This is a genomic window from Blautia sp. AF17-9LB (assembly GCF_003479185.1).
GTDB lineage: Bacteria > Bacillota > Clostridia > Lachnospirales > Lachnospiraceae > Fusicatenibacter > Fusicatenibacter saccharivorans.
In genome coordinates this window covers 16,581-29,907 of the sequence record NZ_QUGU01000005.1, presented here as the reverse complement: position 1 = coordinate 29,907, position 13,327 = coordinate 16,581, and the positions used below count along the sequence as shown (strand labels likewise).

Here is a 13,327-nt window from a genome sequence, read left to right as displayed (position 1 = left end):
AAATGATACAATTTTCTCAAGAAAAGCCGGAAAAATTTGCAGGATATCCTTGACAAAATCCGACAAAAACGGTATGATATACCCAACAGTTAGATGTAGCTAACTAAAGTACAACGGATAAAACCAAAAATCATACGGGATCCCGGTAGAGGGATTCTTTCTTAAAACACAGGAGTTAGAATAAACTAATTTCAAGTAGCATAAGATAACAACAGAAAGGCAGGTAGAGAAGATGAGTGTCGTAATTATCGGTGGAAATGAAAGAATGGTGTGTCAATATACAGATATCTGTAAAGACTATGGATGTAAAGCAAAGGTGTTCCCGAAAGAGCATGGCTCCGTTAAGAAAAAAATTGGGAATCCGGATCTGATGATTCTCTTTACCAACACCGTATCCCACAAAATGGTCATCACTGCTTCCCAGGAAGCAAAGAAAAACAATATTCCGATCGCAAGAATCCATACCAGCAGTGCCACCGCACTTCGCTCGGTATTAGATGAGCACTGCGCAGCAGCAATGTAAGAAGGAGACGTAAAAGGCATGATTGAGAGATTTCTGATCGAACACTGTTCGGCAACGCTGGCTTCCATCAAAGCCGCAAATTTATGTAATATGACATTTTCATCCAAAGAAGAACTGGAAGATCAGATTTCATACTGGAGTGCCTGTCTGGAACCAAAAGGAATTCACATCTTTGTATTGCGGGAGCATGAGACGAGAGCACTGGTCTATGTGTACCGTGAAGGGCTTCTCCAGAAGGAGCTGGAAAATCCGGAGAATGCAGCGTTTTTAAAATCCTATGGATATGAAAATACAGACATTGCCTATGCACTGAATCGCCTGAAAACCCGGGTAGCAGAGTGTAAAGAAGGATTTCCGCATGAGATCGGTGTGTTTCTCAACTATCCGCTCGGTGATGTGATCGGTTTTATTGAGAACAAAGGCCACAATTATAAATGCAAGGGATGCTGGAAGGTCTATTGCAATGAGTGCGAAACACAGAAAACATTTCAGCGCTATCAGAAATGCAGAAACGTGTATCTGCGTCTCTGGAAGCAGGGAAGAAGCGTTTTACAGCTCACCGTAGCTGTTTAACATAAAATCCTGCATACCATAAAAAGGGCAGTAGGATCGGGGAAAGAAAAATCCCCCGGAATCAGAAAATAAAGAAAGAAGGATTTGAAACATGAGCAAAGTAGCAGTAGTTTATTGGAGTGGAACCGGCAACACAGAAATGATGGCACAGAAAGTAGCAGAGGGAGCAAAAGAGGCAGGCGCAGAAGTTTCTGTTCTGACTTGCGCAGATTTCTCTGCGGATGATGTAGATGCATACGATGCAATCGCTTTCGGATGCCCGGCTATGGGGGCAGAAGAGCTGGAAGATACCGAGTTCGAGCCAATGTTCTCCGCATGTGAATCCAAACTCTCCGGAAAGAAAATCGCTCTGTTCGGTTCCTATGGATGGGGAGACGGCGAGTGGATGCGCACCTGGGAAGAAAGCTGCAAAAATGATGGCGCCGAGCTGGTATGCGACAGCGTGATCTGCGCAGACGCGCCAGATGATGAAGCTGAGGCAGCATGCATTGCACTTGGAAAAGCACTCTGCTAAGCATAAATAAAAGGAAGAAAAAGCGGCAGCCCTTTTGTCTGGGACTGCCGCTTTTTTTTTCGGACAATGAGAAAGACTCGCTGTCATTTGGCTGTTAAAATTCGGTATCATCCGCATCGGATGGCCGTGACGGTTTTAAAAGAATTCCGTTGATTTCCACTTCATCGGCTGCCTCGATCAGAATATACGGTGTTCCGTCGATCGTACGGGTTTCGATGAGCTGGGCCTTTTCCGGGCTGACTTTGATGATAACATCCGGGGTGCGGATCTCGTAGTTCCGTGTACTGGCCACGTTCGAGGCAACGAAGCTTGCTTTCTCATCCGCAATGGATTCGTACTTCTCGTCGAACTCGTCAAGCTGTTCATTCGGTACGCCGCTGCTGGCGAGCAGACGTTTTACCTCGTGTTTATCGAGCACCACCGGTTCCGGATCGTCTTTCCGCTCTTCAATCATGGTATTTAAGTTCTCCTGAATGGTCATAACAGTAGAAAAATCACAGGCGGAATCGAGAGTTTCTTCTATAATAGACTGAAACGTTTCTTTCTGAGATTTCGCGGAAAGCGGCGCCTGACAGCCCAGGAAGTGGTCGAGAAAGTCCGGCTGATCCATCTCTGCGTTTTTCGTGAAATACAGCAGATTGTGGATATCCGTGTTGCGGTCTGTGAAGGCCGGGAAGAGAAAACCGTTTTCCGGTGCGCCGACCACCCAGTCCTGCACGCGGTTTTCAATCGTATTGTGGGACACATTGTAGCAGAGACCCGGTTTGTCGAGTTTTACCGGGCAGATGCTGCAGAGGATAAATTCATAGACGTAATCGGAAGCATCGTCCATATCCAGATTATCAGAAGCGCGTCCCGGTACATCGTATGCACCATGGATCAGAATAATATAGTAGTTTTCCGGATAGAGATAATCCGCCATCACCTTTTCATAAAATTCATCAATCAGCGCTTCGTCCTTCAGCTCACTGTTGCGGAGTTTTAAGAGAAACTCCTGTGTGCCGCCCTCACTTTCCTGGGAGAGCGGGAACTCCATATTCAGCAGATTCTTTCCGATGGTACCGGAGAGGGTGCTTTTAAAAATCTTAAAATACTTAAACATTTCTTCCTCTTCGAGAGAGAGAAACGCTTCTTTTAATTTTGTCTTAATATTCTTTTCCGCATCCACATAGCATCCGCAGATTCGCGTGATCGCACAGTGGGATGGGGTAAACAGTTTTTTAATTTCGGCAATTTCCTTTTTGTTCATATAGAATGCTCCTTTATCAGCAATTTCGTATCTTAGACAAGTACTTTCTATTATAGACCATAGGGAAGGGAAAAGGCAAGAAAGAAAATAGCGACTATATCTTATTATACTTTAAATATAATTTCAAAAATCTTGACAGAGGTACCGATTCTGTTATACGATTAGGTCTAATAAAGGGGAGTAATTTGAGTTTGAAAATTTGCGTTTGCAAGTTTTCCGATTATTCAGCTACTTAAATGGATACGCATGAAATTAAGAAAAAGAGGAGAATGATAGTGGATATAAGTAAAAAATCTGTAAAAAAAATCCGGGAACTTATTGTGTTTACAGCATTTCTTGTGGTCGCACTGTGGAAGTTTAATGTGGTACTCGATGTGTTGAAAGCAATATGGGGGATCGTATTTCCATTTGTACTTGGCGGAGCGATCGCATTTGTGACCAACGTGCCAATGAGCTTTTTGGAAAAGAAAATTTTTGGAAGGGCAAAAAAAGAAAATAAGATAGTCGAAAAACTGGCAAGACCGATAAGCCTGTTCCTCACGATCGTATTTGCGGTTGGCGTGATTGTACTGGTGATGTTTGGTGTGATTCCGCAGCTTACGCGGACAATAGGAACCCTGATGATGAGTATCGCTGATTTTATTCCGCAGATGCAAAGCTGGATCCGGGAGTTTTCCCATAATAACCAGGAAATCATGAAGCTTGTAGATCAGGTACAGTTTAATCCGGATCAGGCGATCAAGTGGGGGATAAGCCTACTTGGAAATGGTGCAGGAAATATGATGAATATCACAATGTCAGCAGTGGGTTCCATAGTTAGTGGATTGGCAGCCTTTTTTGTTGCATTTTCCTTTGCCTGCTATGTCCTTTTTCAGAAGGAAACGCTGCAGGTGCAGATTCGAAAAGTATTTTTCGCTTTTCTTCCAAAGGAAAAAGCAGATGCTTTTCTTAAAGTCTGCTCTCTGACTTATCAGACATTTGCAAATTTTCTTACAGGTCAGTGTCTGGAAGCCGTGATCCTTGGCTGTATGTTTGTTGTGATATTGAGCATTTTGAGGATGCCATATGCACTTTTGATTGGAGTTTTAATTGCGTTTACGGCATTGATCCCGATTTTCGGAGCCTTCATCGGGTGTGCAGTGGGAAGCTTTTTGATCTTTATGGTAAATCCGAAACAGGCAATTTTATTTATTATAGTATTTCTGGTGCTGCAGCAGATCGAGGGAAATCTGATCTATCCTCATGTTGTGGGTGAGTCTGTAGGGCTTCCATCGATTTGGGTTCTTGCAGCAGTTACGATCGGCGGAAATCTTATGGGAATTATAGGTATGCTTGTTTTTATTCCGTTGCTTTCCGTGTTCTATACTATTTTTCGGGAATTCGTATATCTGCATCTGAAAAAAAAGCATATCAAACAGGTGACAAAGACAGAAATAGAAGAAGATACGGCGGAAGAAATGGTAAATAGTGAGATACCAGAGGTGAAATGATAGAATCCCGTCTTTGACAGCTGTATGGTGATAAAACGGTTACAAACCCAGTAAATATGGGTATTGTGGCCGTTTTTTTTTGTAGATCATTATTCAACCGTCAAACTTCCGGGTGTTTTTTATAGCAGTCCCAGAAAATAATGCAAAACTTCAGCACTGCAGAACGTGAATTACTGCGTCACAGATTTTTGTATCTTAGACAAGTACTTCCTATGATAGACTACAGGGAAGGGAAAGGCAGGAAAGAAAAAAATGTACAATGGATATTACAACTGTCTTGTCACATGACAAAAGTTGTGGTATACTAAGCGCTAAAGTGTTAAAAAAATATCACGATTCAGGGTTCTGAATCGTTATAGTAAAAATAGGAAGGAAACAAAACCAATGGATACCAGAAGAGAAAAGCTGGAAGCATTAAAGAAAGAAAAAAACGCTGTCATCATGGCACACTATTACGTGCCGGATGAGGTGCAGGAAATTGCCGATTACATCGGGGATTCGTATTACTTAAGCGACATGGCGACGAAAGTGGACGCCAGTGTCATCGTTCTCTGCGGCGTTCGTTTCATGGGTGAGAGCGCCAAAATCTTAAACCCGGGCAAAAAAGTACTGCTCCCAGATCTGCATGCCGACTGTCCGATGGCTCACATGGCAGCGATTGAAAAAATCAAGGAAGTCCGGCAAGAGTACCCGGATGTGGCTGTCGTATGCTATGTCAATTCCACCGCGGAATTAAAAAGTCATTCCGACGTCTGTGTCACCTCCTCCAACGCAGTAAAAATTGTAAAAGAACTGCCGAACCACGACATCTTCTTTATCCCTGATGAGCATCTTGGTACCTATGTGGCTGAGCAGGTGCCGGAGAAACATATCATCTTAAATGACGGTTTCTGCCACGTACATGCTGCCATCCGCCCGGAAGCCGCAAAGGCTGCAAAGGAAGCGCGCCCGCAGGCAAAGCTTCTCGTTCACCCGGAGTGCAGAAGTGAAGTCGTTGCACTTGCCGATTATGTCGGAAGCACCGCAGGCATCATCAAATATGCCGAGGCAAGTAAAGATACCGAGTTTCTCGTTGCAACCGAGCTTGGTGTTTTCGCGGAGCTGAAAAAGCGCTGCCCGGATAAGAAGTTTTATGCAGTGGGAAATACGCAGATCTGCCCAAATATGAAAAAAGTAACATTGGACAAATTAATAGAAGCACTGGAAAACGAGGAGAATGAAGTTCTGTTAAGCGAACAGGAAATTTCAGACGCACATGCGCCGCTGTTAAGAATGCTCGAGCTTGCAAAGTAACAAAATAAGCAGAACGCAGAAGCGGAAAAGAGGAAACGAAATGAAAAAGTATTATGATGCAGTGATTGTAGGATGCGGTGTGGCAGGATGCTTTACGGCACTTCATCTGCCCCAGGAAGCCGATATTCTGATGATAACAAAAGCAGATACCGAGGACAGCGACTCCTTCCTCGCACAGGGCGGTATTTGTGTTCTGAAAAACGAGAGCGATTACGATGCGTTCTATGAAGATACGATGCATGCCGGGCACTATGAAAATACGCCGGAATCCGTCGACATTATGATCCGTTCTTCCCGAAATGTTATCAATCAGCTCATTGCCTGGGGTGTGGATTTCCGTCGCGATGAGAACGGAGAACTCTGCTATACGAAAGAAGGCGCACATTCTACCAACCGCATCCTGTTCCACGACGATGTAACCGGAAAGGAGATTACGAGCAAGCTTCTCGCGCAGGTAAAAAAGCTGCCGAACGTGACGCTTCTTGCGCACACGGAAATGTGTGATATTCTTTCCGGCAAAAATGGCTGCGAGGGTGTTCTGATCCGGGATGAAGAAGGAAAGCTGGTTCCGGTTTATGCCAGGGATGTGATCTGGGCGTGCGGCGGTATTGGCGGAATTTATGACAATTCTACGAACTTCCCGCATCTGACAGGAGATGCACTTGCAATTGCGATCCACAGGAACGTAGCACTGAAAAATGTCAATTACGTACAGATTCACCCAACAACGCTGTATTCCCAAAAGAAAGGCCGCCGTTTCCTGATTTCCGAATCTGTCCGCGGAGAGGGCGCTGTACTGCTCGATAAAAATGGCGAGCGTTTCACCGATGAACTGCAGCCGCGTGACATGGTATCCCGTGAGATCCACCGTCAGATGGAAAAGGACCACACGAAGCACGTATGGCTTTCCCTGAAAACGATTCCGCTCGATGTAAAAGAACGGTTCCCGAATATTTACCAGAAATGCCTGGAAGAGGGATACGATATCACGAAAGAACCGATTCCGGTTGTACCGGCACAGCATTACTTTATGGGCGGCGTCAAGGTAGACAGCAATAGCGAAACGACGATGGATCATCTGTATGCAGCAGGTGAGACGAGCTGCAACGGCGTGCACGGTGCAAACCGTCTGGCAAGCAATTCTCTGCTGGAGAGCCTTGTATTCGCAGAGCGCGCGGCAAAGAAGATGGCTGCCGAATGGGCCGCAGAGGGTCTTGTAGAGAACGCAGACCGCAAAGAAACGGCAACGGAGCCGAAGGAAGATGAATGGAAGCTCCTTGCAAAACGGTACGATATTAGAAAAGAAGATTACCAGGATATGGAAGAATATGCAGAACGCTGCAAAGAGAGCATCTGGGATGCGATCAGAAAGGAAGACAAATATGAATCCAATCACAAGAACACTAAATGTGGATAATCTGCTGCTGTTGGCGCTGCAGGAAGATATCTCCAGTGAAGATGTAACCACGAATGCTGTCATGCCAGAAGCCTGCCAGGGAACGGTACAGCTTCTCTGCAAACAGGACGGCGTCATTGCCGGTATGGAAGTATTTGCAAGAGTATTTACGCTGCTCGATGAGAAAACCGAGATTATTCCGTATGTGAAAGACGGCGATGAAGTCAAAAAAGGCGATCTGCTCGCAACCGTAAACGGCGATATCCGTGTTCTGCTGTCCGGTGAGAGAACCGCGCTCAATTATCTGCAGCGGATGAGCGGAATCGCAACGTATACGAGAAGCGTTGCGAAGCTGCTCGAAGGTTCCAAAACGACCCTTCTCGATACCAGAAAAACGACCCCGAATATGCGTATTTTTGAAAAATATGCAGTCAAAATCGGTGGCGGCCAGAATCACCGCTACAATCTGTCCGACGGCGTTCTGTTAAAGGACAACCATATTGGAGCTGCAGGCAGTGTCACAAAAGCGATCGAGATGGCACGCGATTATGCTCCGTTTGTGCGTAAGATTGAAGTCGAGTGTGAAAACCTCGATATGGTCCGCGAAGCAGCAGATGCAGGTGCCGACATTATCATGCTCGACAATATGACTCCGGCGCAGATGAAAGAGGCGGTAGCCGTCATCAACGGCAGAGCAAAAACCGAGTGCTCCGGAAATGTGACAAAAGAAAATATCGCCACTATCCTCGACACCGGCGTAGACTATGTTTCCAGCGGTGCACTGACGCATTCTGCACCGATTCTTGATGTATCATTGAAAAATCTGCATCCAATAGAATAAGTATAAAAATAGGAATCATTTCCTTATAGATATAAAAATCGCGAAATAAAAAAGCTTCTGTTCCTCCCGGAAAAAGGGAAGAACAGAAGCTTTTTTAAACAGGAAACTTCGTTGAATTTTCTTATAAAAAATTCTCCGGGTTTAGATTCCTTTTTTAAACAGGAGAAAGGAATATCCGATCGGAATCAAAACCAGCGCTGCGATCGTGAGAAATAAAATCCATTCAAGCTGCAGAAAGCTGTTTACGATCATGGCAACGCCGCCGATGATCCAAACCCAGCCGGCGAGGCGGTGAGTGCGGTTCCAGTTTTCCTGACTGTGAAGGGTCCATGGAACCTTGATGCCGGTTGTGTAGTTCTGTTTGCATTTTGGCATGTAATTGCCGATGAGAATAAAGAGAAGGCCGACAATCCCATTGCTAACAAAACCGATATCAACTGCGATGCCGACTGCGTTTGCGTAGATGGAGCAGCAGACGATCAGAGAGGTTACAGGTATGATCCACAGAACAAGACGGATCATCTTCGGGCCGATGTTCTGCCGCTTCGGATCAGAAAAAGTGAGAACAGCGGTAAAAATCTGCAGAGCGGCAAGAAACAGAGGAATACCGATCACTGCCATCGTTTTGCTGCTCCAGCCGTTTGGAACATTGTTTGTGCCAAAATGGGTGGCAATGGTGTCCGGCATGCGATTCCAGAGCAGAAGTCCGATCACCATCGGAAAAAGAGAAATGAGTGTTGTCAGAATCAGTGTTGTTTTATATTTTTTCCACATCAGAAGTGCCTCCTTTGAGCTCTGAAATCCAGAGCATGATTTCTTCCAGGACGGAAGTGTTGAGTTCATAATAAATAAAATTTTTCTCCCGGGATTCCAGCACAAGGTCTGCTTTTTTCAGAATACCGAGATGGTAGGAGATGGTTGCACCTGCCATATCAAAGTGCGATCCGATCTCCCCGGCAGAAAGTCTTTCGTTTTTCAGAAGCTCCAGAATCCTTCGCCGGACAGGATCGGAGAGAGCTTTAAACGTTTCTGCGAATGCCATGGAAACCTCCTTTCCGGCAGTATGAATGCAAATTAATTAGAAATTCATCTAAATACTTTTTATCACATGGAAAGCGAAAAGTCAATAAGCATTTCGAAAAAATTCCAAATAGTTTTATTGTTGATTTTGAGTTGCTATTTTCTGCAGAATACGCTACGATAAGGGAAAAGTTGTAGAAAAAGGGGGACAAAAACATGAAAAAACACCTGTCCGTGCGCTACGGCACGATTCAGGGCTGCTACTGGATGGGATACGCGGCACTGATGGGGTATGCCAGCGTTTATCTTCTTGAAAAAGGCTTCACAAACACACAAATCGGCCTTCTGACGGCAGTTGGCTGTATCGTGTCAGCGGTTCTGCAGCCTGCGCTGGCATCCTACGCAGATCGGCCGGAAAGCCCGTCCGTACGAACAATGCTCCTTGGAGCGAACCTGATTCAGCTTGTTCTTATCATTTCCCTTGCTGCAACGGCAGAAAGCAGTTCTATGGTGGTAAGGACACTGCTGTACGGCGCAAGCATTACGATGCTGATGCTGATGATTCCGTTCGTTAATTCTCTTGGTATGGAGACGATCCGCCAGGGAGAGGAACTTGATTACGGAATCGGGCGCGGCATGGGTTCCGTTGCATATGCGATTGCATCATGGCTGCTCGGCCGGCTGACCGCATCCTTTGGAGCAGACATGATTCCGATCTGGGCTATCGCACTGACCATTCTTTTCCTCATCTGTGTATTTCGCTTTCCGTTTAAAAAGGACAGGAAAAAAGCAGAAGCAGAAAAAGAAGAGACAGGAGCAGCCGGTCCGGTCGATTTTCTGAAACGGTATCCGTCCTTCGTGGTAGTACTGCTTGGCTGCATTCTGATCTTTATGTCACATAGCCTGATTAACAGCTTCAATTATCAGATTGCAATGGCAAAAGGTGGTGGCAGCGGTGAGATGGGAAATGCGATGACCATCTCTGCAGTTTCCGAGCTGCCAACGATGTTTCTGTTCGGCTATCTGCTGAAAAAGAAGAGCAGTGTTTTCTGGCTCCGTCTCTCCGGCCTGTTTTTTGTCCTGAAAAGCATAGGAACCTTCCTGGCCTTTAATATTCCGACATACTACGCTGTTCAGCCGTTCCAGATGTTCGGCTGGGCGCTGATCAACGTCGCCTGCGTCTATTACGTGGACGGCATCATGGAGCCGCAGGATTCGATTAAAGGACAGGCATATATGGCGATGACCATCACCGCAGGAAATGTAATGAGCTCCCTGTTTGGCGGCTGGCTTATCGATGCAGCCGGTGTTGGCGCGATGCTGATCTGCGCATCTCTTGCGGCCTTCATCGGCTGGCTGATTGTGTGCCTCGGTTCGAAAGAAGCAAAAACTGCATAGGAAAGATAAAAGAAAGCGCCCGAAACCGAACGTGGTTCCGGGCGCTTTGCCGTACAGCTCTTATTTATTTCTGTTTCCTGTATACTTCTCATCACAGTATTTGCAACGGTAAACCTCTTTTTCCGGGTCAGCCAGGATAAAGACATGTTTTAATCCCTGCTCAATAGAGGTGATACAGCGCGGGTTTTTACATTTAATCACATCAACCACCTGTTTCGGCAGATGAAGTTCTTTTTTCTCCGTAATCTCGCCGTCTTTAATGACATTGACAGTGATATTGTGATCGATAAAGCCTAAGATGTCAAGATCCATCTTATCAACCGAACACTCAACTTTCAGAATGTCCTTTTTTCCCATTTTTTCACTTTTGGCATTTTTAATAATGGCTACGGTACAGTCCAGCTTGTCCAGTCCCAGATCATGGTAAATGGTCATAGCCTTTCCTGCTTTAATATGGTCGAGCACGAAGCCCTCTTCAATACGTCCTACGTTCAGCATAGCGAAAGATGCTCCTTTCTTAATCGACTTTGATGTTCAGCAGCGTCAGAATCAGGGCCATACGTGCATAAACACCGTACTGAACCTGTTTAAAGTAAGCAGCGCGCGGGTCATTATCCACGTCAACGGAGATCTCATTGACACGCGGCAGCGGATGCAGAACCAGCATTTCCGGAGAAGCAAGATCCATTTTGGACTGATCCAGAATATAGAAATCCTTCATGCGGATGTAATCATCCTCGTTGAAGAAACGTTCTTTCTGGACACGGGTCATATAAAGAACATCCAGCTTCGGGAGAACATCTTCCATTTTAATAACTTCCTCAAATGGAACATTGTTCGCCCGCAGCACATCATCACGGATGTAATCCGGGAGACGAAGCTCCTCCGGGGAGATTAATACAATTTTAATGCCGGTATAACGAACCAGCGCTTCAATCAGGGAATGAACCGTTCTGCCGAATTTAAGATCACCGCAGAAGCCGATGGTAAGATTGTTCAGGCGACCCTTTAAAGAACGGATGGTGAGAAGATCGGTAAGAGTCTGCGTCGGATGCTGATGTCCGCCATCACCTGCGTTGATCACAGGAATACGGGAGTACATCGATGCAACGAGCGGAGCGCCTTCTTTCGGATGACGCATGGCACAAATATTTGCAAAGCAGGATACCACGCGGATGGTGTCGGCTACGCTTTCACCTTTGGAAGCGGAAGAAGAATTGGCAGAAGAAAAACCAAGAACAGTACCGCCAAGATTCATCATGGCAGCCTCAAAGCTGAGACGGGTGCGTGTGCTTGGTTCATAAAATAAAGTAGCAAGTCTTTTGCCATCGCAGGCATGTGCATATTTCTCCGGGTTCTTTTCAATATCGTTCGCCAGATCCATTAACTGATCCAGTTCTTCGACCGAGAAATCAAGGGGACTCATTAAGTGTCGCATATATTACCTCCTATGAAGATCCTTATTTTTGTTACCGTTCACAGGTTCCCTGCGAACGGTAACATTCGCAGCCCTCATTTAAAGTTTTGCTTCGCAAAAGGAGGGCTGCTCACGCCTGAATCACTTTCTTACGCAGCGAAACAGCAGGTGTTTCCCTGCTGAGTGAACAGTAACTTATTTTTTCTGTGTTCCACCTTAACACAAAAACAGGATAAATGCAAGATAAAAAATGGCAGGAAAAAGGTCGAAAAGCAGAGTAATATGAAATGTGAAAAAATAAAGTGAAATAGCAGTCAAAAAGGAAAAAGATTGTACAAAAGCCGAATTTCGGAAGATCTTTTCTTGTAAATTAAACGGAGATGGAGTAAAATATTGATATCTGCAACAAATGCAGAGTATCAGGAGGACCAGATATGCTAGACTTAGGAAAAATCCGCGACGAGATCGATGCCACCGATGACGAGATCGTCCGCCTGTTCCAGCACCGGATGGCGCTGACGGCGGAGGTTGCGCAGTACAAGATAGAGACAGGAAAAGCCGTTTTTGATGCGGAACGTGAGCGCCAGAAGCTGGAAAAGCTGACAGGCGAGGGAACAAATGCATTCAATATAAAAGGCATCCAGGAGCTGTTCCAGCAGATCATGTCGATCAGCCGGAAGCGTCAGTATCAGCTGCTGACAGAAAACGGCGGCGAGGAGATGACCGATTACACGCAGGTTGACCACCTCCCGACACACGGCAAAAGAGTTGTTTTCCAGGGTGTGGAGGGCGCCTACAGTTTCGGTGCGATGAAAGAATTTTTCGATGATACGATTACAAGCTTTCACGTAGATACCTGGAAAGAGGCGATGGAGGCGATTACGAGGGGCGAAGCCGATTATGCCGTGCTTCCGATCGAGAACTCCACAGCAGGCATTGTATCCGATATTTATGATCTTCTGGTGGAATATCCGCACTACATCGTCGGTGAGCAGGAATTGCCGGTGGAGCATGTGCTGATGGCACTGCCGGGAGCAAAGGCTGAGGAGATCCGCACCGTGATTTCCCATCCGCAGGCGCTGGCGCAGTGCCGCCGTTTCCTGGATTCCAATGAAAACTGGAAGACGGAAGAGCGTCTCAATACAGCCGCCGCTGCAAAAGAAGTATCCGAGAGCGGTGATCTTACGATGGCAGCCGTCGGAAGTCCGTACGCTGCAGAGCATTTCGGACTGCAGATCTTAAAAGAAGGTATTTTTGATGCCCAGGGAAATACGACACGCTTTGTTATCATTTCTGGGCAGAAACGCTTTGTAAAAGATGCACAGAAAATCAGCGTATGCATGGAACTGCCGCATCAGAGCGGTTCTCTTTACAACGCACTGGCACATTTTATTTACAACGATCTGAACATGACCAAAATCGAGTCCCGCCCGATTCCGCAGCGGAAATGGGAGTACCGTTTCTTCGTGGATTTCGAGGGGAACTTAAGCGATCCGGCAGTCAAAAACGCACTGCGCGGATTGCAGGCAGAATCCGCGAAATTCCGGATTTTCGGAAATTATTAATCCAGAAGAGAGGGCCGTACCAAGCGGCCTTTTCGCATAAATAAAATG

14 protein-coding genes are annotated in these 13,327 nt (G+C 45.9%); 9 read left to right on the top strand and 5 right to left on the bottom strand.

The genetic code is table 11. The features are described from left to right. Window positions 1-232 precede the first annotated feature (232 nt). From DWX00_RS06740 to DWX00_RS06730, 3 genes are all read left to right on the top strand, one after another. Window positions 233-523, top strand: a complete 291-nt coding sequence (locus DWX00_RS06740) for a DUF2325 domain-containing protein (RefSeq protein WP_022462751.1) — start codon at window positions 233-235, stop codon at window positions 521-523. Between the two features lie 18 nt (window positions 524-541). After that, window positions 542-1,096: a DUF3793 family protein gene (locus DWX00_RS06735; RefSeq protein WP_055228382.1), complete on the top strand. Its 555-nt coding sequence runs from the start codon at window positions 542-544 to the stop codon at window positions 1,094-1,096. A gap of 91 nt (window positions 1,097-1,187) precedes the next feature. Continuing rightward, window positions 1,188-1,610 carry a flavodoxin gene (locus DWX00_RS06730; RefSeq protein ID WP_022462753.1) on the top strand — a complete coding sequence of 141 codons (423 nt, stop codon included), beginning with the start codon at window positions 1,188-1,190 and terminating at the stop codon, window positions 1,608-1,610. 94 nt (window positions 1,611-1,704) lie between these two features. Here DWX00_RS06730 and DWX00_RS06725 read toward each other — a convergent pair whose 3' ends face one another. Further along, window positions 1,705-2,859 carry a DUF4317 domain-containing protein gene (locus DWX00_RS06725; protein WP_022462754.1) on the bottom strand — a complete coding sequence of 385 codons (1,155 nt, stop codon included), beginning with the start codon at window positions 2,857-2,859 and terminating at the stop codon, window positions 1,705-1,707. Window positions 2,860-3,134: 275 nt separating this feature from the next. Here DWX00_RS06725 and DWX00_RS06720 point away from each other — a divergent pair, with 275 nt between their 5' ends. The 4 genes from DWX00_RS06720 to nadC all read left to right on the top strand — a co-directional run bounded on the left by DWX00_RS06720 (window position 3,135) and on the right by nadC (window position 7,879). Beyond that, window positions 3,135-4,349, top strand: coding sequence for an AI-2E family transporter (locus DWX00_RS06720; RefSeq protein ID WP_242991186.1), 1,215 nt, complete (start codon window positions 3,135-3,137; stop codon window positions 4,347-4,349). Between the two features lie 384 nt (window positions 4,350-4,733). Further along, complete coding sequence (gene nadA, locus DWX00_RS06715) at window positions 4,734-5,642, top strand: quinolinate synthase NadA (RefSeq protein WP_118594893.1); 909 nt, start codon at window positions 4,734-4,736, stop codon at window positions 5,640-5,642. A gap of 40 nt (window positions 5,643-5,682) precedes the next feature. Further along, window positions 5,683-7,059 (top strand): L-aspartate oxidase, encoded by a 1,377-nt coding sequence (locus tag DWX00_RS06710; RefSeq protein ID WP_118594892.1) that lies wholly within the window; start codon window positions 5,683-5,685, stop codon window positions 7,057-7,059. Then, the gene (gene nadC / locus DWX00_RS06705) at window positions 7,025-7,879 is read left to right on the top strand and encodes a carboxylating nicotinate-nucleotide diphosphorylase (RefSeq protein WP_022462757.1); all 855 of its coding nucleotides are present in this window, start codon (window positions 7,025-7,027) and stop codon (window positions 7,877-7,879) included. Before DWX00_RS06710 ends, nadC begins: the two co-directional genes overlap by 35 nt. Window positions 7,880-8,020: 141 nt before the next feature. Here nadC and DWX00_RS06700 read toward each other — a convergent pair whose 3' ends face one another. Both DWX00_RS06700 and DWX00_RS06695 read right to left on the bottom strand, forming a co-directional pair. Next, window positions 8,021-8,653, bottom strand: a complete 633-nt coding sequence (locus DWX00_RS06700; RefSeq protein ID WP_022462758.1) for an SdpI family protein — start codon at window positions 8,651-8,653, stop codon at window positions 8,021-8,023. Further along, window positions 8,637-8,921 carry an autorepressor SdpR family transcription factor gene (locus DWX00_RS06695; protein ID WP_022462759.1) on the bottom strand — a complete coding sequence of 95 codons (285 nt, stop codon included), beginning with the start codon at window positions 8,919-8,921 and terminating at the stop codon, window positions 8,637-8,639. The genes DWX00_RS06700 and DWX00_RS06695 overlap by 17 nt, the downstream gene beginning before the upstream one ends. 194 nt (window positions 8,922-9,115) lie before the next feature. Between DWX00_RS06695 and DWX00_RS06690 the strand changes: the two genes are divergently transcribed. After that, entirely contained in the window at window positions 9,116-10,297 is a 1,182-nt protein-coding gene (locus tag DWX00_RS06690; RefSeq protein WP_022462760.1) for an MFS transporter, read from the top strand. A gap of 60 nt (window positions 10,298-10,357) precedes the next feature. Here DWX00_RS06690 and DWX00_RS06685 read toward each other — a convergent pair whose 3' ends face one another. Then, complete coding sequence (locus tag DWX00_RS06685) at window positions 10,358-10,795, bottom strand: aspartate carbamoyltransferase regulatory subunit (protein ID WP_022462761.1); 438 nt, start codon at window positions 10,793-10,795, stop codon at window positions 10,358-10,360. Between the two features lie 19 nt (window positions 10,796-10,814). Then, complete coding sequence (gene pyrB / locus DWX00_RS06680; RefSeq protein WP_022462762.1) at window positions 10,815-11,735, bottom strand: aspartate carbamoyltransferase; 921 nt, start codon at window positions 11,733-11,735, stop codon at window positions 10,815-10,817. A 413-nt stretch (window positions 11,736-12,148) separates the two neighbouring features. Here pyrB and pheA point away from each other — a divergent pair, with 413 nt between their 5' ends. After that, on the top strand, window positions 12,149-13,279 hold the full coding sequence (gene pheA / locus DWX00_RS06675; RefSeq protein ID WP_055222099.1) for a prephenate dehydratase: 1,131 nt from the start codon (window positions 12,149-12,151) through the stop codon (window positions 13,277-13,279). Window positions 13,280-13,327 lie beyond the last annotated feature (48 nt).